Raw genomic sequence first — 26820 nt, 5'->3', positions numbered from 1 at the left:
AACAACCGAACAGTAGTTTAATGAAAAGACTTAGCTGTCGTCTTCAGTAAAGTTTGTCGGTAACGTTGTCTTCATCTCGTTCCAAATCTGTGCGCTTGCGATACCGTAGTTACGAATCACAAGTGGCAAATTCTCACGCTCACCGCTTTCACAAATAACAAACAAGTTTTTGTAGAACTCCATGGCTAAACGACGAGCTTCTGGGTTAGAGAAGTAGTAGCTACCAACACGGTCGTACAATTTTCGAACACCATTAAAGATCAGGCCATAAATTTGGTTACCTGAATGGAATGCTAAACGTTGGAAAAGCATGTAATCGTAGAAGTTAAAAGTTTTAGCAATTAAGATCGTTTGACGCTTCGCTTCATCTTTTTCTACGTCTTCTTTCACCGATTGTTTGATCTTGTCAGCATATGGCGACGATTCTAAGAATTCATCCCAAGTAGGTGCCGCAAGTAAAGATTCACAAGATTCAATTACGTTAGTAATCGTACGCTCTGAAGCCTCTTTATTTGCTTTGAATGCATAACGCATAAAGATAGGGCTGATATTAGTACGAGCAGCAAGCAGGTCTTCTACCATTTTACTTGCGTTATCAACGTCCAACGTCATTAATGTATCAAGGATATGAAGACCTGACGTTTCCATAAACTGATTAACTTTAGTTGGCTTACCGTGTTGGATTGTCAACCAACCATCACGAGCAAGACGCTGAAGTACTTCACGAAGCGTAGTACGTGTAACACCAATCAGCTCAGAAAGCTCGCGTTCTGCGGGCAAGATAGAACCTGGAGCGAAACGGCCATTCCAAATACTTTCAATGATATACTTTTCTGCAAATCCTGCCGGGCTCTTTGCCTTAATGACCATCTACACTTCAATCCAATTTAATTATTTTGTTCTAATTTACTCATCATACCACTAGTTAACACCCTGCGGAAATACCTCCAAAAAATTTTACTCACTCAAAACCCAAGTAGAGCTAAAACTCTAAAGTTCAGCACACGTTTGCACTCAAGGTTTGGATAGCAAGCGACTGTAAACCATCATTTAAACAAACCATTAACACAACAAATTCTTTTAAAAATCAATGAGATTAGTCATATTTTTAAATCTATTAATTTGCAATATTAAGTTGTAATAATCATATATAAGCCGTCGTTATTCTGTAAATTTCAATCATTTCGCTGAAATATTGATTCTAGTCGGTTTTTATCGCATTTTAAGTGGTATGCTTGCGCTACTTTGATCGCGTTTCTCAACAAAAAAGAGGTATTTTTAGTGCTACAGGGGTTTTCCTGTTGACTAAATGTTATCTAAGAGTAGAGTTGCGCTCAAAAATAAGCAGTGCTTGAGTTTCTAAGGGAGTGACTTGGCAAGACCACAGAACATTACATGGAATGTAGTTTTTCTAAGTCACTGTTAGTTATAGGTTTTAACTATATCTATAACTCGATTCTCAAAATGTTGTATTGCTTGTCTATTCATAATCAACATAAAAGAGTATTAACATGCCGATGTCTCTCGGAAACGCTTTTATCAAAAACTTCCTTGGTAAAGCTCCTGATTGGTATAAACTTGCCATCATTTCCTTTTTAATCATCAACCCGTTTGTTTTTTTCCTAGTTGACCCATTTGTTGCGGGCTGGCTACTAGTGGTTGAGTTTATTTTCACTCTAGCTATGGCTCTAAAATGCTACCCTCTCCAACCGGGTGGTTTATTGGCAATTCAAGCCGTCGCCATTGGCATGACTAAACCAGAAATGGTTTATCATGAGCTACAAGCAAACCTTCCAGTATTACTCTTACTAGTATTCATGGTTGCTGGCATCTACTTCATGAAAGAACTACTTCTGTTCATTTTTACGAAGATCCTGCTCGGTATCCAATCCAAAATTCTACTCTCTGTCGCGTTCTGTGTCGCTGCAGCATTCTTGTCGGCCTTCCTAGATGCGCTGACAGTAATCGCCGTAGTCATTAGCGTTGCAGTGGGCTTCTACTCTATCTACCACAAGGTTGCATCAGGCAAGGGCACAACGTCTGCGCACGATCATACTCATGATGAAGAGATCTCTGAGCTAACTCGTGATGACCTAGAAAACTACCGTGCATTCCTACGTTCACTGCTTATGCACGCTGGTGTGGGTACTGCGCTGGGCGGTGTAATGACTATGGTAGGCGAACCACAAAACTTAGTCATTGCTAAGCAAGCGGGTTGGGAGTTCGGTGAATTTATCATCCGTATGCTGCCAGTAACGTTGCCTGTTTTCTTCTGCGGTATTCTAACTTGTGCACTTGTAGAAAAATTCAAAGTATTTGGCTATGGCGCAGAGCTGCCAAATAACGTTCGCCAAATCTTAGTTGAATTTGACAACAAAGAACGCGCAAACCGTACAAAACAAGACGTTGCAAAACTATGGGTTCAAAGTGCAATCGCAGTTTGGCTTATTGTTGGCCTAGCGCTTCACGTCGCTGAAGTCGGTTTGATTGGCCTTTCAGTGATCATCTTAGCAACAGCGTTTACTGGCGTTATCGAAGAGCACTCGATGGGTAAAGCCTTTGAAGAAGCACTGCCATTTACCGCACTGCTTGCCGTCTTTTTCGCGGTTGTTGCTGTAATCATCGACCAGGCTCTATTTAAGCCAGTAATCGATGCTGTACTTCACGTTGAAGATAAAGGCGCACAGCTCGCACTCTTCTACGTAGCCAATGGTATCTTGTCGATGGTTTCAGACAACGTATTCGTTGGTACGGTTTACATCAACGAAGTGAAAACAGCTCTGGTAGAGGGCGTCATTACTCGCGACCAATTCGATCTACTTGCTGTTGCTATCAATACAGGTACTAATTTACCTTCTGTTGCTACGCCAAACGGCCAGGCTGCATTCTTATTCCTATTAACATCAGCACTTGCTCCGTTAATTCGACTGTCTTACGGCCGTATGGTATTGATGGCTCTGCCATATACTATCGTGCTAGCACTTGTTGGCCTTGCCGGTATTGTGTTCTTCATAGAGCCGATGACAGCATGGTTTTATGATGCAGGTTGGATCATTCACCGTACTGGTGAGGTGCTCGCTCCAGTTATCTCTAGTGGCCACTAACTCAACGTTGTGTTGCCAAACACCTAACTAATCAAAAATATTAGTTGATTAGGAAACTTATCCAAGATAAAAAGCTCTGAGTAATCAGGGCTTTTTTATTTTATTGACAGGATTAAATTCGTGAACTTTTTTGCAATGCTCAAAGACTTCTCTAAGGGACGTTTATCTTGGCTTTTACTGCTGGCTTTTATTGTCTTTTTTGAAGCATGTGCTCTTTTCTTTCAGCACGTGATGATGCTCGGCCCTTGCGTCATGTGTATCTACGAACGCGTTGCTATGCTCGCTATCGGCATCGCAGCAATAATTGGTGCTATTGCCCCGCATAATCCTCTCTCTCGCTGGTTAGGCTTAGTTGGCTGGGGGTTAGGCGCGTATAAGGGATTACTGCTAGCTTTAGAACACGTTGACTACCAGTTTAACCCGTCTCCTTTCGCTACCTGCGACCTGTTCGTGACCTTCCCTAGCTGGGCACCATTAAACCAATGGGCTCCGTGGATGTTTGAGGCCTACGGCGACTGCAGCAAAGTCGTATGGCAGTTCTTAGACCTTTCAATGCCTCAATGGCTAGTGATTATCTTCGCGGGTAACTTGTTTGTTTTCGGTTTCGTAGTGATCTCTCAATTCGTTAAATCAAAGAATGACTAACAATTAGCTCATCATGTTCAGAAACGAAAAAGTCGACCACGAGGTCGACTTTTTATTACTTGCGTTTTTTGTCGCTTTTTTATCACTTAAAGTAAATCTATTACTCACTCAAAGCTAAGTTTATCCATAAAGCGTTATTAACTGTTTTTTCCACAGCACTGTTTAAACTTTTTACCGCTTTCACAAGGGCAAACATCATTTCGGCCGATGCCTTTAAACGGATTCACACTTTGAGATTTATTTCCGAGCATCGCTTCATCCGCTGCTAGCGCAACTTCTGTCACCATCAAATCGACTTGCCCGACTAGATCATTCAAAGTTGGCGGGGTTTCTAATCCAGCCGCTTTCATTTGCTCGATTGTCTGTTCTTCATCAATCGCCAGCATGAATGTTGTTAACATTGCTTGTAGCATGCGCAATGTACCATCTGCGATTGACGTTTCCTGCCACTGTTCTTCAATCGTCGGCCAGACCATCATAAAACCTTCAGAAAAATCGGCTAGCTGTTCAGCAAAGTTATCTGCATCAAGCACTTCTGTAAGCAAATATTCACTTCGCTGAATGAGGTTATGTTGGCGATTAATTTGCTCGGTGACTTGAGGAACAAAGTCCTGACCAGTTTCAGGAATAGCTATAGGTAACCAAGCCTCTGGGTCAAGAGGTTTAGTTGCAAGGTTAGATGCAAATATAGCACCTTCTACAAACTGGGCTGTTACGTCGTTAATTGAGTCAGGAAGACTCAATAATTGATACTTCATATTACTTCACTAGTCAGTCAATTCTGTTGTCTCCATTATACCCACAAGGCTAACAATTAGTAATTATTCGTATAGCTCTATGATTAATTACACCTACCAGTAGCCACGCAAACATTATCTTTAGTTCCATTCAGCAAACTAAACTTATTTCATTTTGAAAATTTAAGTTTGAAGTGTAAAAGAGTCATTGGAATATTTAGTTACATATAGAATGCATTATGAAACAACACCAAAATGGTTTTACTTTGATAGAGCTAGTCTCTGTCGTCGTTATTTTAGGCATACTTACCGTTACCGCAGTTCCTCGCTTTCTAAATTACCAACGCGATAGCCATGAAGCCACAGCTCAAGGTGCTTTTTCTTCTTTTCGAACTGCGGTTAACCTTTACCACTCACAGTGGCTTGTTGATGGAGAGCCTGATTTTAATCAAGATGTCGATTATGGTGAAGGCAGCGTTTATCCTTCATCGACTGGTTTTCCAATCGCTGTTGATCAACTACCGATTAATTCGGGGACTGCAATTAGAGGGAGTGACTGCGCAAGGCTTTGGCGGGCGCTCATGAATACTGACCTCACCGTTAGAGATCACGGTAGATCAGTATTCCCTTCAGAAGAACCGATCGTTGCTTGGTATACATCAGATCCAAGCTGCTATTACTACTACACTGATGGTTACTCGCTAGGCGAAGATTTACCAAGGCTCAACTACTTCCCTCTAACCGGTGAAATAACTGTTACGTCAGATTCACCTAGCTCATAGTGACAAGCTTTTAACTTGCCCGTACAATCACGCGTCTTAATTTTCGATCCATTCAGTTTCGGTAAAGCAAATGCGAGTAATACTTGGCCCTATGGAGGGCGTTTTAGACCATCTAATGCGTGAAATTCTCACAGAGATCAATGATTACGATCTCTGTGTGACGGAATTTGTGCGCGTAGTTGATCAACTTCTTCCTCCGCATGTTTTTCACCGTATTTGCCCTGAATTACATCAAGGGTCTCAGACCATGGCTGGTGTGCCAATTCATCTCCAGCTTCTAGGGCAACACCCAAATTGGATGGCTGAGAATGCTTTTCAAGCTGCTAGTTTAGGTGCCAAAGGCATTGATCTTAATTTTGGTTGCCCTGCAAAAGCGGTAAACAAAAGTAATGGTGGTGCGTCATTGCTAAAAGAACCCGAACTCATCTATCAAGTGGTGAAGTCCTGTCGAGAGGCGGTGCCAGCACACATTCCCGTATCTGCAAAAATTCGACTAGGTTGGGAGCACCCGGAAGAATGCTTTGAAATTGTCGACGCTATCGAGCAAGCAAAGGCTGACGAACTCACCGTACATGCACGAACCAAAGTTGGCGGCTATAAAGCCAGTGAAATCAAGTGGGATTACATCAATCAGATAAGAGAGAAAACGTCTCTGCCATTGATTGCCAATGGGGAAATCTGGAACTACCAAGATGGTCAAGATTGCATAGAAGCCACTGGCGTCGATTCATTGATGGTCTGCCGTGGCGCTTTCAACATTCCCAACCTTGGTAACGTCGTTAAGCATAACCATCACAAAATGCCGTGGGATAAAGTCATTGAACTTTTACTGCGCTACTCAGAGTTCCAAATAAAAGGGGACAAAGGCATGTACTACCCCAATAGAGTGAAGCAGTGGTTTGTTTATCTAAGTAAAGGCTACCCTGAAGCGGATGAACTCTTTAAAGAAATTCGTACTTTCAAGAAAGCGCCGCCTATCGTAGAGCGCCTACAACGTTATCAAGAAGAGCATTTCCACTCAGCTTAACCGGATCTTAGCCATGGAGAGAAAGCAGCGCTTTCCTCCTCTGCAGCGTGAGACTTCAATAACGTGGTTAGAACTCGATGCGGTCTTTACCAGTCGTCTTAGCCACGTACAACTTTTCATCCGCGTGTTTGAATATCTCTTCAAAGCTTAGGTTGTTATGCTCAGCTTCAGTAATACAAACACCACCAGAGACAGTAAAACCATTAGGTACAATGTTAGCTGAGTTCGCACAGACAGCATTTTTAACACGCTCTAATGTCCTCATTAACGTCTCACGGTCATCACCTTTTAGATAAACGACAAACTCTTCACCACCAAACCTTGCTGCGACATCACTACTTCGAATGCTATTACTTATCTGACGGGACATGTAGCGAATAACATCATCCCCTTTGTCATGCCCAAAGGTATCATTAATCAACTTGAAATTATCAATGTCAAATACAGTCAAGGCGAATAACTGGTCATGCTCCACACTGCGCCAAAAAGCTTCCAGTCCCCTACGGTTTAGCAGCCCGGTCATCGGATCTTTAGCTGCCAGCTCTTTGAAGTAACCACGTTCAATATTGGAGTTAACGAAGAAAAAGAGCGTTACAGAAAATAGATATACGATGATAGCGACAATCAGGCTGTCTTTCTCGTAGACAAAAAAGTGTTCCACCTCTTTAGCAAAATCTAATTCGTAGTACATCGCGTGATGAGAGGTGACTCCTTCCAGTTGTATCGCGTGATAGAAAGTAGCGCTGTCAACCGGATTAACCAAGGTGGTATCAATAATATCGATTCTACCGGCTAAGTGCTCATTCGAACTCGTAAGCAGTTTACTTGCGTCAATCTCAACAGAAAGCATTCCTTGATGTATCCCTTTATGAAACACCGGAATCGTCATGCTTATCATACGGTCAAGAGAGTCAAATCGATACGCAGGACCCGTTAAAGTCAATTGTTCTGGATTGTTGGCGGTTCTTTGCCAATACGGGCGGCTTTTTATGGTCGAAAGTAGTTCTTTCCCTAGCTCTTTAGCAAAGTCTTCAGGCGAAGAGATCACATAACCACGAGTATCTATAAAGTGTACGCCGTTGTGATATTCATCAAGCTGGGACAAAAATGAAAGAATTGGCGCGAGAGCAATTTTCTCTGACGCACTTTTATAGCTATCGCTAGCTTCATCACAAAGGGACTCTTGTCCAACTAACATATAGTCGATATCGACAGAGGGGATATCTGCCGTTTTTCCATCAGCAAGAAGTAATACGTCAATAGGCCAAATTCGGCAAAGGCCGTCAACTACTTGCTTATTGTGGTCAAGGAAAAGAGGGTTTCCTGATTTGTAGTAATTAGAAAAGCTGTAGTCTAAAGCGGTAACAACTTTAGTGGTTCGTTTGAACACTTCTTCAATGCGCTGAAATTCACTGCTGATATCTTTCTTTACCACATCAAAATGATTTTTACCTATCAGTCCAAGTAACATGATCGCGATCACCGCGGGAAAGCCGAAGACAAAGGTAAGGCTAAAGTGCCTATTTACTTTCATAGAATGTGCTCTTAGCGCTCAGTTATTTTCATTGGTTCCATTAATATTATGACATTAATCGACAGCCCTCTCGATGTAAAAAAATGTAAATTGATATTAACGATGTACCTGACGGGGAAATAACTACTTAAAGATGAATAAAGTAGATCGCAGCTAATGGTGAGAGTCGACTAATGTTGTTCATTGTGATGGTTTAAACCCCTGTTAACAAAGTGACTTATCGAGCATTGTTTTTTTTGATGTCAATACTAATCAACGGCTGACTATCGCACGATCAACCACAGACTTAGGTAGCGTCAAACCAAGCTCACGAGCGGCATCTAGGTTAACTACCAACTGTGAGCTTTGAGCTGTTTTAACATTCAACTTCCCTGGTTTTTGTCCGTTCAAAATAGCGGCCACATAATCAGCGGTCTGCACCCCAACGTCATAGTAATCTAGACCTAACCCAGCTATTGCTCCCTTGCCAACATAAGACGTTGCTCCTGCAATCACGGGGGTGCCAGCTTGGTTTGCTGCATTTATAAGTCCTTCAATACCGCTTGCCACCGTGTTATCGGTTAGCGCGTAGATAACATCAGATTTTTTAGCCACGGATGCTGTTTTTTCTTCTACATCATCGATAGTCAACGCTTTAGCAGTATGCAAAGTAAAACCAAAGTCTAGTGTAGACTTTTTCAATAACCCAACTAATGCAACGGCATTCGCTTCGGCAGGGTTATAAACCACACCGATTGAACCTGCATTAGGGAGTAGCTCTTTAATAAGAGATACATGTTGGGAAATAGGTGATAAGTCAGAAAGGCCCGTGACATTTCGTCCCGGCTGTTCCAATTGTTTAACAAGCCTTGCGCCGATAGGGTCTGTTACTGCAGTAAACACAATCGGGATCGTTCGAGTCGCTGAAACCAACGCTTGCGAGGTCGGTGTCGCGATGCCAACTAATACATGAGGGTTCTCACTAACTAACTCTCTGGCTATTTTTGCAGCCTGAACGGGATTGCCACCAGCCATTTCATAAGAGAACTCTAAATTTTTACCCGGTTCGTAACCTTTTGCTCTCAATCCTTCAAGAAGTCCTAGACGTGTTGCATTCAGATCTGGATGGTCAACAACTTGTGAAACCGAAACTTTGGCAATGTTCGCCATGACATTGCTTGTCCATAGCAACAACAGACAACTTACGACCGCTGCCAATACCTTTTTTACAGAACTCATTATCGCTCCCTGAATCAAGCTCTACTCATTATTGCTCGCTCAAAGAGAACAACATCACTATTGATACTATTACCAGTAACCATTGATGACTTGAAGTTATATTTAACAAAAACACAACAAGGCTCGAAAAATGCGTGAAATAGTGAAAGGCAGAATTTGAAAAGTAAGAAACTACATGAGTATTAAGAGAAAAAAGGAATGAGGGGGAGATAGGTGAATAAAAGCGAAGCGAAAATAATAAAAATCAAACCTGAGAACAAACCATCAATGATGAATAGTTGCTCTCAGACAAGAGGGAGAGTTGAAACTCATTAGAACCAACGTTCCATTGACGATTTATCTAGCTGACGAAATGCGCGATTTAAAATGATCGCCAATTCTTTATAACGAGGACGCGACTTCATTGGCTCTAACGCGAAACCCGTTTCAGTGATCTTCTCGTGAAGTTCGCGATACCATGAGACTAGCGCAGGTGGAAGTTTTGTGTTTGAGCGATTACCTAACCACCACATGCCTTGAAGCGGTAAGCTGATTGCAAACAAAGCCATGACCACAGCTTGTGGCATCGCTTGATAATTATTAAAGACCATTTGTGTAAGAACACTAATAGCAGCTATCGCTGGCATCACTTTCACGCCAAAACGCGTCGCTTTGATAATGCGCTGCTCAGGGAAGATCGAGTTTAACTCTTTGCGGACGGGCCAGAGATCCATGTACTTTTGGCCATCTTTTAAACTACTCGCTAAACCAACTCTATTGCTCATATGAGTCTCCCATTAAAAAAAAGTTGAAACCATCAACTAAAAACACAAAAATTTGACGAAAAATAATATTCTTTCAAATTTTTTTGTTATATTTGCACAATATCGCTATTATTTGCAGACCTCAATCTCATTGTTGCCCTTATTTACAATTTAAGCAACTTTGAGAAGACTTCTGCAAGGAATGCACAAGCCTCTTTTTGATAAAGAGTGCTTTCACTTTATACGGAAATTAACGTTTTTTTGACCAAGGTTAGTACGCAAGCCCATGTGCTTCGACTATTCTTGAGATTAATTTTCATCCTTAACTGATTTCGATCAGAAAAATAAACAGGTAGTCATTAATGTCTAAGCTAGTTTTAGTTTTAAACTGTGGTAGTTCTTCTCTTAAATTCGCTGTTGTTGATGCAGAATCAGGTGCAGAGCACCTAACTGGTCTTGCTGAGTGTCTTGGTCTTCCAGAAGCTCGTATGAAGTGGAAACTTGATGGCAAGCATGAAGCACAACTAGGCGCGGGCGCAGCTCACGTAGAAGCACTATCTTTCATGGTAGAAACTATTCTTGCTTCTAAGCCTGAGCTTAAAGCTAACCTTGGCGCTATCGGTCACCGTATCGTACACGGCGGCGAGCAGTTCACTTCTTCTGCTCTTATCACTGATGAAGTTCTTAAGGGTATTCAAGACGCTGCGACTTTTGCACCTCTTCACAACCCTGCTCACCTTATCGGTATCGAAGCGGCTCAAAAGAACTTCCCTGGTCTACAAAACGTTGCTGTATTTGACACTGCGTTCCACCAAACAATGCCTTCTGAGTCTTACCTATACGCTCTACCGTACAACCTGTACAAAGAGCACGGCATCCGTCGTTACGGCATGCACGGTACTTCTCACCTATTCATCACTCGTGAAGTTGCAGGCCTACTAAACAAGCCAGTTGAAGAAGTTAACATCATCAACTGTCACCTAGGTAACGGCGCTTCTGTATGTGCAATCAAGAACGGTCAATCTGTAGATACTTCTATGGGTCTTACTCCTCTTGAAGGTCTTGTAATGGGTACACGTTGTGGTGACCTAGATCCTGCAATCATCTTCCACCTACACGACGCTCTTGGTTACTCTGTTGAAGAAATCAACAACATGCTAACTAAAGAATCTGGTCTTGCTGGTCTAACTGAAGTGACTTCTGACTGTCGTTTCGTTGAAGACAACTACGGCGAGAAAGAAGAAGCAACTCGTGCAATGGACGTGTTCTGTCACCGTCTAGCTAAGTACGTTGCTGGTTACACTGCAACTCTAGAAGGTCGTCTAGACGCAATCACTTTCACTGGCGGCATCGGCGAGAACTCTGGCCCAATCCGTGAAATGGTTCTTAACCGCCTAGGCATCTTCGGCATCGAAGTTGATAGCGAAGCTAACCTTAAAGCACGTTTCGGCGGCGAAGGTACTATCACTACAGCTAACAGCCGTATCCCTGCAATGGTTATCTCTACTAATGAAGAGCTAGTCATTGCTGAAGACACTGCGAAACTAGCAGGTCTTTAATTGATTTTCCTGACTAGCTTCACTCGAAGCTAGTCAGTTTTTCATATCAAGAAAATGGGGCTCAACTTCTATTCCTACCCCAATTTAAATATCGGTGGGAATAGCAGTTGAGCTTTTTTTATTTCCAATAGTTAAAGGTGTCCGTCAATGTCCCGTACTATTATGCTTATCCCTACAAGCGCTGGTGTTGGTCTTACTAGTGTTAGCATGGGTGTTCTTCGCGCTATGGAGCGTAAGGGCGTAAGTGTTTCTTTCTACAAGCCAATCGCTCAACCTCGTAGCGGTGGTAACCAACCAGATTTAACGTCTACTATCATTAGCACAAACAGCGACATTAAGATTGGTGAGCCAATCGCAATGACTAAAGCTGAAGCTTTGATTGGTAGCGAAAAAATGGACGAACTTCTTGAGTCAGTTGTTGAGCAATACAACAAAATCAATAAAGACGCAGAAGTAACGCTTATCGAAGGCTTAGTTCCTACTCGTAAGCACCCATTTGCAAACCAAGTAAACGCGGAAATCGCGAAAACACTTGGTGCGGAGATCGTATTCGTTGCGACCCCTGGTACATACAACCCTATTCAGCTTAAAGAGCACATCGAAGTAGCATGTTCTAACTTCGGCGGCACTAAGAACAAGAACATCAAAGGCGTGATCATTAACAAGCTTAATGCTCCTGTTGATGAAGCTGGCCGTACTCGCCCTGATCTATCTGAAATCTTTGACGATGCAGATAGCGCTCAGCAAGCGAACGTTGAAGTAATGCAAATCTTCAACTCTAGCCCTATCCGTGTTCTTGGCTGTGTGCCATGGAGCATCGACTTAATCGCAACTCGTGCGGTTGATATGGCTAAACACCTTAACGCTGAAATCGTTAATGAAGGTGAAATCTCAACTCGTCGTATTAAGAGCATCACTTTCTGTGCACGCTCTCTACCTCACATGATTGAGCACTTCAAACCAGGTTCACTACTGGTTACTTCAGCAGACCGTCCTGACGTTATCGTTGCTGCAGCTCTTGCTGCGAAAAATGGTGTTGAGATTGGCGCAATCCTACTGACTGGCGGTTACGACATTCCAGAAAGCATTGCGAACCTTTGTGCTCCTGCATTCGCTACAGGTCTACCGATCTTCAAGGCTCAAGGTAACACTTGGCAGACGTCTCTTAACCTACAGAGCTTCAACTTAGAAGTGCCTGCAGACGATAAAGAGCGTATCGAGTTCGTTAACGATCACGTTGCAAGCCACATTGATGGCCCTTGGATTGATTCTCTATCTGAAGGTACTCAAGGTATCCGTCGTCTAAGCCCACCAGCATTCCGTTACCAGTTAACTGAATTTGCTCGTAAAGCGGCTAAGCGCATCGTTCTTCCTGAAGGTGATGAGCCACGTACCGTTAAAGCAGCATCTATCTGTGCTGAGCGCGGCATCGCAACTTGTGTACTTCTTGGTAACCCTGAAGAAATTCGTCGCGTTGCTGCACAACAAGGTGTTGAGCTAGGCGCTGGCGTTGAGATCATCGATTCTGCATCCGTTCGCGAAAACTACGTAGCTCGCCTAGTAGAACTTCGTGGCGCTAAAGGTATGACTGAAGTTGTAGCTCGTGAGAAGCTAGAAGATTCAGTATTCCTAGGCACTATGATGCTTGAAGCTGGTGAAGTTGACGGTCTAGTTTCTGGTGCTGTTCACACAACGGCGAACACAATCGTTCCTCCGTTCCAGATCATCAAAACGGCTCCTGATGCATCTATCGTATCTTCAATCTTCTTCATGCTTCTGCCTGATCAAGTTCTTGTATACGGTGACTGTGCGATCAACCCTGATCCAACAGCTGAACAGCTTGCTGAAATCGCTATCCAATCTGCAGATTCTGCTGCGGCATTCGGTATCGACCCACGTGTTGCTATGATCTCTTACTCTACTGGTGAATCTGGTAAAGGTGCAGACGTAGATAAAGTACGTGAAGCAACAAAACTTGCTCAAGCAAAACGTCCTGATCTTGTGATCGACGGTCCTCTTCAGTACGACGCAGCAATCATGGAAAACGTAGCCGCTTCTAAAGCGCCAAACTCTCCAGTTGCAGGTAAAGCGACAGTATTCGTATTCCCAGACCTAAACACAGGTAACACGACTTACAAAGCTGTACAGCGTTCAGCAGACCTAGTGTCTATCGGTCCAATGCTTCAAGGTATGCGCAAGCCAGTAAATGACTTGTCTCGTGGCGCTCTAGTAGACGATATCGTTTACACAGTAGCTCTAACGGCTATCCAAGCAGACCAAGCCGCTCAAGCTGAAGAAAAAGTAATTAACTAATTACGTTTTCTGTCTCGTTTTAAAGCCTATGCAATTTGCATGGGCTTTTTTTTTGGTCATTATCCCGTCTTGAAGTATGTTTACACGTTGGAGGGCTCGTAATGAATGCCCTAAGACTCGCTGACCCAACGAGCACCATTACAATGGTTAATCAAATGACTGATTTAGAAACAATCCAACCTCATTGCACTTTTTAACCTATCTGACATTTCCCCAATAAAATTATGTCCTTAAACGTTTTTACCCTTCGCCATATGGATAATCTTTGTTATATTATTTTACATAATAAATAAACTTCTTTGTATTTCATAACACTATGACGTCAGATACTCGGCTGATCACGTTGATCAAATGGCTCCCAGTTAGCTTTATCGCACTTTTTTCACTCGTACTAATTTCTTCATTTCTGTACAACTCACACCTGTCTAACCAAAAACAATTAGTTAGAGCTGAGCAACTATTTAAAGATCAGCACAAACAATTGCTTAAAAGCCAAGTCGACGTAGCAAAAAGCCAAGTTCTCTATTTAAAATCAACCACCGAGTCAGAACTAAAACAAGTCGTAAAAGAACGATTAGAAGAAGCACATCGAATCTCTACTCGTCTCTACGAAGACAACAGATCACAGCCAAGAGAAATAATCGAATCCATCATTAAAAGTGCGTTAAAAGACATTCGCTTCAATAGTGATCGTGGTTACCTTTTTATTGTTGATCGCCAAGCTAAAGGTATCATGCACCCATTCTGGCCCCACCTCGAAGGACAGGACCTTTCCACGCTTAAAGATACGCGAGGCGCTCCCATCGTCACAGAAATGGTCAAACTGTCGCTAGAGAAGAAAACAAGCTTTTATAGGTGGTGGTTTCACAAACCAGGTGATAACAAGACAGAGTACGAAAAAATTGGATATTCTGTCTACTTTGAACCACTAGACTGGGTTATAAGCTCCGGTGATTATGTCGTTGATGTTGAAAGTGACCTAAAACAACAATCATTAAATTGGCTGAAAAACTTAACGCTTCCTGGTTCTGATCAGCTTTTCGTACTCAACAAGCAAGGCGTATTTTTGGCGCACGAGTCGCAAGAACTCATTGGGTCAAAACATCCTACATTTCAGTTAATTATTCAAAGTCAAAACTCAACTAATTCACTCCAAGAACGATTTATCAGCCTCGATAACGGGTTGGCTAACAATCGTTCGCAAGACACCATTAACTATGTAGCAAAAATTCCAGACTGGGAGTGGTATATCGTTGGTAGTGCTTATACCCAAGCCATTGAACAATACTCTATCGCACACAAACTGGTCACCGAAGAATCACTAAAGCACGATACGATTGAACTCATCATTTATAGTGCAGCAAGCTTCCTAACTTTGCTGGTCATTAGTTTCTATATGGGTAATGCCATCGCACGACGTTTTACTACCTTCCAAAACAGAATTAAACATGACTTCCATAAACTAGAGCAGAACCGTAAAGAACTCTCTTACTTGGCTCACCACGACTCACTCACCGGTCTTTACAACCGAACTGCATTAAAAGAGAGCTTTGCGGTCATACAAGAAAGAAACATACAAAATACGACTAAAATCGCTGTACTTTTTATCGACCTAGATGATTTTAAAAATATTAACGACGCTCATGGTCATGGCTATGGGGATCAACTGCTCAAAAACATTGCTCAAACTCTACAACATTTAACTGAGCCGAATGAAATGTATTTCCGTTTTGGCGGGGATGAGTTTATTGCGATTATAGACAATCTACCGACAGCTGAATCTTTGACACCAATTCTTAACAAGATTAAGCAGGCAATCGAACGCTCATACAATATCAAAGGGGAAAGCCTATCGATTAAGACAAGCATCGGCGTATCGTTATCCCCCGATCATGCTGACAATATAGAAATGTTAATCTCTAAAGCTGATATGGCTCTCTATTTCGCGAAACGTACAAGCAAAGGCATTATTCAATTATTTAACGAGTCTATTTCTGATGATATTCACAGTAAACTCGAGATTGAGAACGCGCTTAATTCTGCTTTAAATAACGAAGAACTGTACGTTCACTATCAACCTCAAGTCGACGTACATTCAGGTGTAGTGTTAGGGGTAGAAGCGCTCTGTCGTTGGCAAAACAAAAAGTTAGGATTTATTCCACCTGACGTATTTATCAGCATGGCGGAAAAAACGAATCTAATTAATGACATTACGTTCTTTGTCGCTGAAACTAGCATGCGTGATATTAGCGCGATTAGCGACCAACTAGATGCGCCTCTCTCGTTATCGATCAATCTCTCGCCTGCTGTTTTTACTCATAATAATTTAGTGGATAAATTTTCTGAACTAGCCACTAAGTACGGCTTGCCTGCTAATCAAATTAAAATTGAGATTACTGAGAGTGTGCTTGTGGAAGACCTACAAGCTGTTACACGAGTCATGAACCACTTTCAAGAGCTAGGAATGCAAGTTTCAATCGATGACTTTGGTACTGGGTACTCATCATTAAGCTATATTGCAGCTCTACCTATTAATGAGATTAAGATAGATAAATCGTTCGTCGACAATATCGATGTCGATGAGAAGCAATTTGCACTTGTTGAAGCCATTACTTCTCTCGCGAGTGTTTTCAGTTTCAATTTAGTTGTGGAAGGTATTGAGACCGAAGCACAATTGCGTTCGATTAAACAGCTATACTGCAGCGCAATTCAAGGCTACCTCTATTCTCGCCCTGTCAGCGCAATGGATCTCGTTACATATCTTGAGCAACAAAGACAACTAGAGGCAATTGAGGTGTAAATCAATCTACTGAACTAGAGTTATCTTTCTGATAAATGATTTACGCAAGCCCATAGTGGGAAAAGACACAGCGGGAAGAGGCACTTAAGGCACACACCAAGTCATGCCTTGAGTTATAAAAATAATTGATTCTGCTTCGTATAATCAATTTAGGATTTCACGACCATGTAGGGATTCCAAATCTAATTCAGGTCCTAGGGGGACTACTTGAGTCGGATTAATACCTGTGTGGCTGTAGTAGTAGTGACGCTTGATATGGTAGAAATCGGTCGTCTCTTTAATTCCCTCAACTTGGTACAACTCTTTTAAGTAACCTTGAATATGTGGGTAGTCCGCAATTCGCTGCTTATTGCACTTAAAGTGCCCAACATAGACCGCATCAAATCGAACCAGAGTAGTAAACAAGCGCCAATCTGCTTCTGTAATCTCGCTACCCGCCAGATAACGATGTTCACTAAGATGTGCATCTACTTTATCTAACGCTTCAAATAACGCGTCATACGCTTCTTCATAAGCTTCTTGTGTGGTTGCAAAACCAGTACGATAAACACCGTTATTAATGCTTGGGTAGATATAGTCATTCCACTCATCAATTTTCTTGGACAACTCCCACGGGTAGTAATCATCCGTGTTACCCGTTAACTCATTAAATTCTGAATTGAACATACGGATAATTTCAGACGACTCGTTACTCACGATGGTGTTGGTTTTCTTATCCCATAACACTGGCACCGTTACTCGACCCGAGTAATCCGCTTTGGCTTGAGTGTAGATTTGGTGCATACGAGTATGGCCGAACAGAGGTTCAGGTAACCCCATTTGCCAACCTTCACTCATCATGTCTGGGCAAACCACCGTCACGTCAATGTGATCGGTCAGGTCTTTAATCTCACGGAAGATAAGAGTTCTGTGCGCCCATGGACACGCCAATGATACGTATAAGTGATAACGGCCACTTTCAGGCTGAAACTGCGCGCCCGCTTTATTCTCTACCCAGTGACGAAAGCCTGCATCTTCACGAACAAACTTACCACCGCTTTCTTTTGTGTCGTACCAAACATCATGCCAAACGCCTTCAACTAACTTACCCATATCCAAACCTCTGTAATCCAAAATTTTTTATACCAATCACAGTAAGTAAATGTTCAGAAATAGCGCAGAGAAAAGGCTTGAGAACAAGGAAGAATTTTTCTGTTAGTAGTTATTCTACAATCAAAAATTCTAACGCCGTTATCGAGCGTTTTAACAAGCTAGGATGAGCAGTTATTTACTACGATTGGTATTAGTATAAAAAAAGCCAACTTTTTCAAAACTAGAAGAAGTTGGCTTAGTTGTTCAAATTATTTGAAGGAGGTTGTTCACGAGAAAGTTGGGGCACAAAAAAAGCGCAACTCATAAAAAAGTTGCGCTTAAGCCTGTCACAGGCTGAACCGTTTTAAATAGGCTCTAGACTTGTACGTGCAAGCAAGATACTGCGTGAACATCATCACCTTGAATGGTTGGCTTAGTTTGCGCACATGCCCCTGTTGCTTGTGGGCAGCGAGTACGGAACACACAACCTGATGGCGGATTAATTGGCGACGGTAAATCACCTTCCAACATCTGAATCGTTTTGCTGCGCTCTAAGCGAGGGTCTGGAATCGGAACTGCAGACATCAACGCTTTAGTGTACGGGTGCTTAGGGTCGGAGAATAAGGCATCTGATTCACCAAGCTCTACTGCGTTACCTAGGTACATCACCAATACACGGTCAGAGATGTGTTTAACCACTGACAAATCGTGCGCGATGAAAACCAAAGACAAACCAAGTTCTTTCTGTAGTTCCTTAAGAAGGTTAACTACTTGAGCTTGAATTGATACATCCAGTGCAGAAACAGGTTCATCACAGATGATCATCTTAGGTTTCAAGATAAGCGCACGTGCAATACCGATACGCTGACATTGACCACCAGAGAACTCATGCGGGTAACGGTTAATTACATTGGGTAGCAAACCAACCTTTGCCATCATCTCTTTCACTCGGTCCTTCACTTCCTGTTTAGACAGTTCAGGGTAGAAAGTCTCGAGAGGCTCAGCAATGATATCGCCAACTGACATACGCGGGTTAAGCGATGCTAGTGGGTCTTGGAAGATCATCTGAATCTCTTTACGAGTCTCACGACGTTTCACTTCTTGCATCTTAGTCAGGTCTTGACCTAACCACATCACTTGACCTTCTGTCGCTTCAACTAGGCCGATAATCGCGCGTGCAAAAGTCGATTTCCCGCAACCAGACTCACCTACTACACCTAGTGTTTCGCCTTCGTAAAGGTGAACATCAACCCCATCAACCGCTTTAAGGTTTGATGGTTTCGCCCAAGGCCAAGCAGACTTAGCCGCAATGCTAAAGTGAACTTTTAGGTCTTTAATATCTAATAGTAATTCTTTACTCATTTTGTCCAAGTCTCCCAGTCTGAAAAACAAGCACGCTGACGATCTTTAGCAAATGGCTGTAGAATTGGTGCTTCTTGCTTACAACGGTCCATTACACGGTGACAACGGTCTTGGTAAGGACAACCTGTCGGTAGGCGAAGTAAGTTGGGTGGGTTTCCTGGAATCGTCGGTAAAATTTCACCTTCGGTATCCAAACGAGGAATTGCTTTAAGCAGGCCTTCCGCATAGGGATGGCTTGGCTCATAGAAGATTTCATCAACCGTGCCGTATTCCATAGTACGACCTGCGTACATCACCAATACTTTGTCACAAGAACCAGCAACCACACCCAAGTCATGGGTGATCATGATAATCGCAGTATTAAACTCATCTTTAAGCTCGTTCAGCAATTCCATGATTTGCGCTTGAATAGTTACATCCAACGCCGTTGTTGGTTCATCCGCGATAAGCAGTTTCGGACGACACAGCAGGGCCATTGCAATCATCACACGTTGACGCATACCGCCAGAAAATTCGTGTGGATACATGGTAATACGTTTACGTGCTTCAGGGATTTTCACCGCTTCAAGCATGCGTACTGATTCTTCGAACGCTTCCGCTTTACCCATACCTTTATGCAGCATGAGAACTTCCATCAACTGATCACATACTTTCATGTAAGGGTTCAGTGAGGTCATTGGATCTTGGAAGATCATCGCGATCTGTTCAGCGCGAACTTTGTTCAATTCTTTCTCAGGTAGGTTGAGAATTTCGTTGCCTTCAAACTTTGCACTGCCTGAGATGATGCCGTTCTTAGCCAGCAACCCCATCAGTGCAAATACCGTTTGAGACTTTCCCGAACCTGACTCACCAACGATACCCAGCGTTTCGCCTTGGTTGAGTGAGAAGTTCAGGTCGTTTACTGCGGTTACGATACCATCTTGCGTGGTAAATTCGACGCGCAGATCTTTGACATCTAATAAGCTCATCATTGCTTCCTTCAATCTTTTATAGCTTTTGTATTTTTATTTGCTATTTCTTTATCTGTCTTTTGGATCAAGCGCGTCGCGCAGACCATCACCTACGTAGTTAAAGCAGAACAGCGTAACTACCATGAATGCCGCTGGGAATGCCAGTTGCCAAATAGCAACTTCCATTGTTTGCGAACCTTCTTGTAACAGTGCGCCCCAACTTGTCATAGGTTCTTGAACACCAAGACCAAGGAAAGATAAGAATGATTCAGTAAGGATCATGCTTGGAATAAGTAGCGTTGAGTAAACTGCAACAATACCTAATACGTTTGGTACGATGTGACGTGTAATGATCTTCCATTTGCTTACACCACATACGTGAGCAGCCTCAATGAATTCTTTACTACGTAAACTCAACGTTTGGCCACGTACGATTCGCGCCATATCGAGCCAAGCAATCGCACCGATAGCAACAAAGATAAGTACTATATTACGACCAAAGAATGTTACCAGTACGATCACAAGGAACATGAATGGTACAGCGTACAAGATCTCTAGGATACGCATCATCACTCGGTCAGTACGACCGCCAATGAAGCCTGAAGCTGCACCGTAAAGCGTACCAATCAGTACCGCTACAAATGCGCCCATCACACCAACCATAAGAGAAATACGGCCGCCAATCATTGTACGAACATATAAGTCACGACCTAAACTGTCGGTACCAAACCAGTGATCCGCATTTGGACCAACGTGCATTGCGTACCAGTCAGTATCATCGTAAGCATGCTGCGCCAGCATAGGCAAGAAAATTACTGATAGCACCATGATCGTCAGAATAAACAGACTGATCATTGCCGCTTTGTTGCGCATAAAACGAATACGCGCGTCCTGCCACAAACTACGACCTTCAATTTCCAAACTCTCAGAGAATTTTTCGATCGCTTCTAAGTTTTCTTTTTTCTTCAACATAACCATGCGTCCCTGTTAGTAGCGAATTTTCGGGTCAATAAGCGCTAGTAAAATATCAACAATTGCGTTGAATAAGATGAATAGGAAACCAATCAAAATGGTTACACCCATTACTAACGAGTAGTCACGGTTAAACGCGGCGTTAACAAACAGCTTACCGATACCTGGCAGGCCGAAGATGGTTTCAACAACAACTGAACCTGTGATGATACCTACGAATGCAGGTCCCATGTATGAAACAACAGGCAGCATTGCTGGCTTAAGCGCATGTTTAAGAACGATATAACGGTAACTTAGACCTTTAGCTCGAGCAGTACGGATAAAGTTACTGTTTAGAGTTTCAATCATGCTACCGCGAGTGATACGAGCAAAGGTCGCTACATATAGAAGAGACATCGCAATAACAGGTAGCACGATGTACGCGAAGGTGCCGCCATGCCAACCACCTGCTGGGAATATATTCCAGTGCAGGGAGAAAAGGTAAATAAGCGCTGGTGCCAACACGAAGGATGGCATCACCACCCCGAGCATGGCAGTCGACATTATGGTGTAGTCGACCCAGGTATTGTGCTTCAATGCGGCTATAGTACCGACGGTGACCCCCATAATTAGCGTAAAGATAAAGGCAACGAAGCCTACCTTCGCAGATACTGGAAGTGCTACAGCAATCAGCTCATTTACTGTGTAATCTTGATATTTGAAAGATGGACCAAAATCACCCTGAAGGATGTTGGTTAAGTACGTGGTGTACTGTTCAAATACTGGTTTATCTAAGCCGTATTTAGCTTCGATGTTAGCCATAACTTCTGGCGGTAATGGACGCTCGCTTGAAAACGGGTTACCCGGTGCGAAACGCATGAGAAAGAAAGATATAGTGATCAACACCAACATTGTTGGAATTGCTTCAAATATCCTTTTCATAATGAATTTAAGCATAAACTCACTCTTTCAGTCTGTGACAATTAAAATTAGAAAGACGCTACATGCGCGTGTTACGCATGTAGTGTCTGTATCGTTATAGTTATATTAACTTTTTAGAATCGAAGCTTATTGAGCTTTGATGTATAAGTCTTTCGAGAAGATCTTATCTTCCGCGTTGTTAGTAGGGAAGCCACCAACGTGCGGATTTAGTAGACGTGATTTCACGTATTGATAGATAGGTGCGATAGGCATGTCGTTCGCCATTAGCGCCTCAGCTTCAAGGTAAAGTGCTTTACGCTCTTCTTCTGAAGTCGAGTTCAGTGCTTTATCAATGATTTGATCGTAAGCCGCGCTGTCGTAGTGAACACCACCGGTAGTGTTGTTACTCTTCATTAGCGTTAGGAATGACGACGCTTCATTGTAGTCACCACACCAACCAGCACGAGCTACTTCGAAGTCACCAGAATCTTTAGAAGATAGGTAAGTTTTCCACTCTTGGTTTTCAAGTGTGACTTTAAGACCCAGTGTTTTCTTCCACATAGAACCTAGTGCTACAGCAATCTTCTTGTGGTTTTCAGAAGTGTTGTAAAGTAGGTTGAAGTTTAGTGGATTGTCTTTACCGTAACCCGCTTCTTCAAGAAGACGTGCCGCTTCTACGTTACGTTCTTTTTGAGACATTGTACCGTACTGAGGCAGCTCAGGATCGAAGCCCGCAGTGATTTCAGGCGTCAGGAAGTATGCTGGTTTTTGACCTTGCGCTAGGATAGCGCCAGTCACGATGTCACGGTCAATTGCGTAAGAGATCGCCTTACGTACGCGAACGTCATCAAATGGCGCTTTCTTCGTGTTGAAGATGTAGTAGTAAGTACACAAGTTACCTGCTACAGATACATCTTCCGCGTGCTCTTTCTTAAGACGCTTGAAGTGCTCAGTTGGAAGTTCATTTGTGAAGTCGATTTCACCAGATAGGAAACGGTTCATTTCCGCAACTTGGTTTTCGATTGGTAGGAACGTGACTTTGTTTAGAACAGTTTTATCGTTGTTCCAGTATTGGTCGTTACGCTTTAGAACTAGACGTTCGTTAACAACCCATTGATCAACAGAAAATGCGCCGTTACCGACGAAGTTACCCGGCTTAGTCCATTGGTCACCGAACTTTTCAACAGTTGCCTTGTGTACTGGCTTCACTGTTGTGTGGCCCATCATCATTACGAAGTATGGTACCGCTGTTTCTAATTCAACAACAAGCGTGTTTGCATCTACAGCTTTAACGCCTAGCTCACTCTTGTCTTTCTTACCCGCTACGATGTCTTTCGCGTTCACCATCTTGGTATATTCCATGTACCAAGCGTATGGAGAAGCAGTGGCAGGATCAACTGCACGTTTCCAGCTGTAAACGAAATCTTCAGCTGTTACAGGATCGCCGTTAGACCATTTTGCATCTTTGCGTAGGTGGAAAGTGAATGTTTTGTTGTCTGTCGTTTCCCAGCTTTCAGCAACACCAGGGATAGTATTACCTTCGCCATCTTGGTTCACTAGACCTTCTAGAAGATCACGAATTACGTGAGATTCTGGTACACCTTGAGATTTGTGTGGGTCGATAGTCGCAACTTCAGTACCGTTACCGCGAACAAGTTCCTGAACTTTTGCTAATTCTGTGCCTGCTGGAACTTCAGCAGCGATAGAAAGAGTAGAAGTGGCAGCCACTGCCAAACCAGCACCTAGAAGAAGGGCCTGAGTGATTTTATTCTTGTACATTTAATAAACTCCAAGTTTTTTCGTATTGCATCCATGACTTCTTTGCTAAGTTCACTGAACGGCAGTGATTTAGATTTATTTAGCTTAAAATTTAAGCATAAAAATCTAAAACCTTACAAAGATTGAGGCACACACTATCAACCATTGAAGTAATTTGCCATAAACAAGTCGCAAAAAATCGGATAATTCTCCGAAATACTCAAGGTATCAGTGTAAATGTCTAATAAAAACCTAATGAATAGTGAGTTACACATAGGGATTTATTAAACAACAGCCTTTAGTGTTGATGTATCTGTGTAGATACTTTTTTTTAGCATCTTATGCTAGAACACCTTTAATAAGTTAACATTAATGCCACATTAAATCTAAGTGCACATCACATATCCCCTAAATAGACTGCATTATTTGTGAGAGTTATCACTTTATACAAAACAGCATAATGCACTGCACCAAAACAGAAGAAATACTGCACCAATAAGGGCTTAATGCCGATCGTTTAAGAAGACTTGAACGATCTTGCAGTTAGCAGATAATCCCCATCAACAACGTTGATGGGGATTTTTTATGCTTGAACAAGAATTAGCAATGGCACACGAGACCATTGAAGATGCCGACAATTATGAATCTGTCGTCGACGCCATTCAGATTGAGTGGATAGAACAAGCTCTTCTTGAAACCAATAAAGCGAGCATAAGACGACGCCGACTTCCCGCTCAGCAAGCTGTCTGGTTAGTTATTTGGATGGGGCTGCAACGCAACATGTCTATCAAAGAGGTATGCAGTTCATTAGACATTGCACTTCAGCCTAAACCTGAAGATAGCTGGTCTCGTGTTGCACCCAGTGTCCTAACTGATTCACGCCGACGTCTAGATGAGAGTCCGTTAGCGGCTCTGTTTCACACAACGGTAAAGGCTTGGAACGGAGATATCCTTCAACAAGACAAAGACTTAGAACTTAATGTTCTTGCTGTCGATGGAACAACATTTCGGTGCCAAGATTCCCCAGAGAACGCTGAAGAATTTGGGTTCATCTCCAAAAAATTGAAACCTTACCCTCAACTTCGTTTAGTCGCTTTGATGTCAACAGAAACTCGAATGATTATGGGGGCGGCTTTTGATGGTTGTCATGTCGGTGAAACGACCTTAGCTAAGCGCCTATTCAATGACATCCCCGCACACTCATTGACCTTATTTGATCGTTGTTATTTCTCGGCAGACCTTTTACTGTCCTGGCAAGAGAGTGCTGAAAATGCCCACTGGTTAATGCCTGCAAAACGTAAACTACGCTATGAAGTGTTGGAGAAATATGCGGAGAACGACATGCTTATCTCAATGCCTATCTCTCCTCAAGCTCAACGGCAGAATCCGAATCTACCCGCACGTTGGGAAGCCAGATTAGTCCTATATCAAGAGCCAAAAGGTGAGATAAAAGGTTTTATTACTTCACTTACAGACCCTAGCAAATACTCGCTAGAAAGCCTGCTGCGTATTTATTGGCAACGCTGGGAGATTGAAGAGGGTTATGGTGAAATTAAACAGACTCAACTTCAAAGTCACGTCACTTTACGAAGTCGTTTTTCTGCCGGTGTGAAGCAAGAGCTTTGGGGCGTATTACTTGCCTATAACTTAGTGCGATTAGAGATGGTTAAGATAGCTTCAGAAGCCGGGGTTCGAGCGACTAGGGTCAGTTTTACCGCCGCAATTAACCTTATTGATGCGCAATTACGTTGGTTAGCTTTAAGTCCAGACGGAACTTTACCTGTAAAACTGAAAAGGATGAGAGAAAGTTTGAGTCACTTCATTCTTCCAGATAAAAGAAAGGACCGAACGTTTCCACGTTCAGTCCTCTTTGTCCCAGCCAAATATCCGTTCAGATTCAAGCAGTAATGCTTATCCGAACGGCATTAACCAATAAGGGCTAGTTTGTTATAAGAATTTGTATTCACAGGAAGTGCTTAATCATCCATTAAAATACAATTTGTTTATATATAACTTTATAACAAGTACAAAAAAGCCGACTTAGAGAGTCGGCTTCTGTTTATTTAAATAAGGTCTACTAATTTCGTCAGGACTGTATATATCAGTTCCACTATTTAAAAACGTGACTGAAATTTTAGCGGGCTATTTTTCCCAACGCTCTGCAGCCTTAGCATCTGAATCTCGCGAGTCTACCCAACGAGTGGTTTCCGTAGTACGTTCTTTTTTCCAAAACGGCGCTTTGGTTTTCAGAAAGTCCATAACAAACTCACACGCTTCGAAGGCAGCGCCACGATGCGCACTGGATACACCAACGTAAACAATCTGGTCACCGATGTCTAGGTCACCAACACGGTGAATCACTCGCATCTTCTGAATAGGCCAGCGCGCTTCAGCTTGATCACAGATCTCACTCAGCGACTTCTCTGTCATACCTGGATAGTGCTCTAGAGACAAACCAATCACGTTGTCGCCAAGGTTCATGTCGCGAACTTTACCAACAAACGTCACAACCGCTCCTGCAGCTGTGCCTTGAGCTAGATAATCGTATTCGTCACCCACAGAAAAATCTTCTGCAGTAACGACTACTCTTGGATCAATAACTCGAGAGTCATTCATGGTTAACCTCCAGTTACTGGTGGGAAGAAAGCCACTTCATCGCCGTCTTTCACTTCAGTCGTCAAAGGTACTATTGATTGGTTAAGCGCAGCCAGAAGCTTACCCTCTTCCAATGCGATATCCCATTTGCCTGCTTGTGTTACAAGGTGGCTGCGAATCGCTTCGATGGTGCCGAATTGCGCGTCGACTTCAACGCTATCGACACCAACAAGTTCACGAGTTTGAGCAAAGAACAGTACAGTAATCATGATTCCACCTTAAAGTGACCAGATTTACCACCCGTCTTCTCTAACAGGCGTACATTCTCGATAACAATGTCTTTCTGAACAGCTTTACACATATCGTAAATCGTTAGCGCAGCAACAGAAGCAGCCGTTAGCGCTTCCATCTCAACGCCCGTCTTACCTGCAAGCTTACAAACAGATTCAATGCGAACCTTGTTTTCAGACTCGATAGCTTCTAGCTGCACTTCTACTTTAGTTAGTAGTAGAGGGTGACACAGTGGAATCAAGTCCCACGTCTTCTTCGCCGCTTGGATGCCAGCAATACGTGCCGTTGCGAAAACATCACCCTTATGATGGCTACCAGAAACAATCAGCTCTAGCGTTTCTGCTGACATTTGAACGAAAGCTTCCGCTCTCGCTTCGCGTACCGTTTCCGCTTTAGCCGATACATCGACCATGTTCGCTTCGCCAGACGCATTAATGTGGGTAAATTGGCTCATGCTCA

At 42.8% G+C, this 26820-nt stretch carries 22 protein-coding genes; 8 read left to right on the top strand and 14 right to left on the bottom strand.

What is annotated here, in order from left to right; translation table 11 throughout:
• Positions 1–30: 30 nt before the first annotated feature.
• Positions 31–870, bottom strand: a complete 840-nt coding sequence (gene fadR / locus K08M4_RS05035) for a fatty acid metabolism transcriptional regulator FadR (protein WP_009848622.1) — start codon at positions 868–870, stop codon at positions 31–33.
• Positions 871–1511: 641 nt separating this feature from the next.
• On the opposite strand from fadR, the gene nhaB reads away from it, so the two are divergent.
• A complete protein-coding gene (nhaB, locus tag K08M4_RS05030) occupies positions 1512–3104 on the top strand; it encodes a Na(+)/H(+) antiporter NhaB (protein ID WP_086049064.1) in 1593 nt (530 codons plus the stop codon).
• Between the two features lie 120 nt (positions 3105–3224).
• Complete coding sequence (gene dsbB, locus K08M4_RS05025; protein WP_435532555.1) at positions 3225–3749, top strand: disulfide bond formation protein DsbB; 525 nt, start codon at positions 3225–3227, stop codon at positions 3747–3749.
• 137 nt (positions 3750–3886) lie between these two features.
• On the opposite strand, the gene K08M4_RS05020 is transcribed toward dsbB, so the two are convergent.
• Positions 3887–4507 (bottom strand): YecA/YgfB family protein, encoded by a 621-nt coding sequence (locus tag K08M4_RS05020; RefSeq protein ID WP_009848625.1) that lies wholly within the window; start codon positions 4505–4507, stop codon positions 3887–3889.
• A gap of 218 nt (positions 4508–4725) precedes the next feature.
• Between K08M4_RS05020 and K08M4_RS05015 the strand changes: the two genes are divergently transcribed.
• Together K08M4_RS05015 and dusC are read left to right on the top strand one after the other, a co-directional pair.
• Positions 4726–5268, top strand: a complete 543-nt coding sequence (locus K08M4_RS05015) for a prepilin-type N-terminal cleavage/methylation domain-containing protein (protein ID WP_086049063.1) — start codon at positions 4726–4728, stop codon at positions 5266–5268.
• Positions 5269–5338: 70 nt separating this feature from the next.
• On the top strand, positions 5339–6295 hold the full coding sequence (gene dusC / locus K08M4_RS05010; RefSeq protein WP_086049062.1) for a tRNA dihydrouridine(16) synthase DusC: 957 nt from the start codon (positions 5339–5341) through the stop codon (positions 6293–6295).
• Positions 6296–6362: 67 nt separating this feature from the next.
• Here the strand turns inward: dusC and K08M4_RS05005 are convergent, their stop codons facing one another.
• The 3 genes from K08M4_RS05005 to yfbV all read right to left on the bottom strand — a co-directional run bounded on the left by K08M4_RS05005 (position 6363) and on the right by yfbV (position 9811).
• Complete coding sequence (locus K08M4_RS05005) at positions 6363–7829, bottom strand: GGDEF domain-containing protein (protein ID WP_086049061.1); 1467 nt, start codon at positions 7827–7829, stop codon at positions 6363–6365.
• A gap of 252 nt (positions 7830–8081) precedes the next feature.
• Complete coding sequence (locus K08M4_RS05000) at positions 8082–9047, bottom strand: ABC transporter substrate binding protein (RefSeq protein ID WP_086049060.1); 966 nt, start codon at positions 9045–9047, stop codon at positions 8082–8084.
• A gap of 311 nt (positions 9048–9358) precedes the next feature.
• Complete coding sequence (gene yfbV / locus K08M4_RS04995) at positions 9359–9811, bottom strand: terminus macrodomain insulation protein YfbV (RefSeq protein WP_012603549.1); 453 nt, start codon at positions 9809–9811, stop codon at positions 9359–9361.
• 341 nt (positions 9812–10152) lie between these two features.
• Between yfbV and K08M4_RS04990 the strand changes: the two genes are divergently transcribed.
• From K08M4_RS04990 to K08M4_RS04980, 3 genes are all read left to right on the top strand, one after another.
• Positions 10153–11349, top strand: coding sequence for an acetate kinase (locus K08M4_RS04990; RefSeq protein ID WP_086049059.1), 1197 nt, complete (start codon positions 10153–10155; stop codon positions 11347–11349).
• 147 nt (positions 11350–11496) lie between these two features.
• The gene (gene pta, locus K08M4_RS04985; protein WP_086049058.1) at positions 11497–13662 is read left to right on the top strand and encodes a phosphate acetyltransferase; all 2166 of its coding nucleotides are present in this window, start codon (positions 11497–11499) and stop codon (positions 13660–13662) included.
• Between the two features lie 316 nt (positions 13663–13978).
• A complete protein-coding gene (locus K08M4_RS04980) occupies positions 13979–16462 on the top strand; it encodes a bifunctional diguanylate cyclase/phosphodiesterase (protein WP_086049057.1) in 2484 nt (827 codons plus the stop codon).
• Between the two features lie 144 nt (positions 16463–16606).
• On the opposite strand, the gene K08M4_RS04975 is transcribed toward K08M4_RS04980, so the two are convergent.
• The 6 genes from K08M4_RS04975 to K08M4_RS04950 form a co-directional block, all read right to left on the bottom strand.
• Positions 16607–17554 (bottom strand): glutathione S-transferase family protein, encoded by a 948-nt coding sequence (locus K08M4_RS04975; RefSeq protein ID WP_086049056.1) that lies wholly within the window; start codon positions 17552–17554, stop codon positions 16607–16609.
• Between the two features lie 354 nt (positions 17555–17908).
• Positions 17909–18895 carry a murein tripeptide/oligopeptide ABC transporter ATP binding protein OppF gene (gene oppF / locus K08M4_RS04970; RefSeq protein WP_198299313.1) on the bottom strand — a complete coding sequence of 329 codons (987 nt, stop codon included), beginning with the start codon at positions 18893–18895 and terminating at the stop codon, positions 17909–17911.
• Positions 18892–19863 (bottom strand): ABC transporter ATP-binding protein, encoded by a 972-nt coding sequence (locus tag K08M4_RS04965; RefSeq protein ID WP_009848635.1) that lies wholly within the window; start codon positions 19861–19863, stop codon positions 18892–18894. The genes oppF and K08M4_RS04965 overlap by 4 nt, the downstream gene beginning before the upstream one ends.
• A gap of 51 nt (positions 19864–19914) precedes the next feature.
• Positions 19915–20817, bottom strand: a complete 903-nt coding sequence (oppC, locus tag K08M4_RS04960) for an oligopeptide ABC transporter permease OppC (RefSeq protein ID WP_086049055.1) — start codon at positions 20815–20817, stop codon at positions 19915–19917.
• Between the two features lie 15 nt (positions 20818–20832).
• Positions 20833–21753 carry an oligopeptide ABC transporter permease OppB gene (gene oppB, locus K08M4_RS04955; RefSeq protein WP_012603542.1) on the bottom strand — a complete coding sequence of 307 codons (921 nt, stop codon included), beginning with the start codon at positions 21751–21753 and terminating at the stop codon, positions 20833–20835.
• A 111-nt stretch (positions 21754–21864) separates the two neighbouring features.
• Entirely contained in the window at positions 21865–23496 is a 1632-nt protein-coding gene (locus tag K08M4_RS04950; RefSeq protein ID WP_086049054.1) for an ABC transporter substrate-binding protein, read from the bottom strand.
• A 564-nt stretch (positions 23497–24060) separates the two neighbouring features.
• Here K08M4_RS04950 and K08M4_RS04945 point away from each other — a divergent pair.
• Positions 24061–25383 (top strand): IS4-like element ISVbsp1 family transposase, encoded by a 1323-nt coding sequence (locus K08M4_RS04945; RefSeq protein WP_086049053.1) that lies wholly within the window; start codon positions 24061–24063, stop codon positions 25381–25383.
• 234 nt (positions 25384–25617) lie between these two features.
• On the opposite strand, the gene moaE is transcribed toward K08M4_RS04945, so the two are convergent.
• The 3 genes from moaE to moaC are packed head-to-tail and all read right to left on the bottom strand — an operon-like array spanning position 25618 to position 26815.
• Entirely contained in the window at positions 25618–26091 is a 474-nt protein-coding gene (gene moaE, locus K08M4_RS04940; RefSeq protein WP_086049052.1) for a molybdopterin synthase catalytic subunit MoaE, read from the bottom strand.
• A 2-nt stretch (positions 26092–26093) separates the two neighbouring features.
• Positions 26094–26339 (bottom strand): molybdopterin synthase sulfur carrier subunit, encoded by a 246-nt coding sequence (gene moaD, locus K08M4_RS04935; RefSeq protein ID WP_086049051.1) that lies wholly within the window; start codon positions 26337–26339, stop codon positions 26094–26096.
• A complete protein-coding gene (gene moaC / locus K08M4_RS04930; protein ID WP_004734026.1) occupies positions 26336–26815 on the bottom strand; it encodes a cyclic pyranopterin monophosphate synthase MoaC in 480 nt (159 codons plus the stop codon). The genes moaD and moaC overlap by 4 nt, the downstream gene beginning before the upstream one ends.
• Between the last annotated feature and the right edge of the window lie 5 nt (positions 26816–26820).

It is taken from the genome of Vibrio syngnathi, assembly GCF_002119525.1.
GTDB classification, from domain to species: Bacteria; Pseudomonadota; Gammaproteobacteria; order Enterobacterales; family Vibrionaceae; genus Vibrio; species Vibrio syngnathi.
Note: the sequence above shows the minus strand (reverse complement) of the source record. Positions and strands in the feature narration are given on the sequence as shown.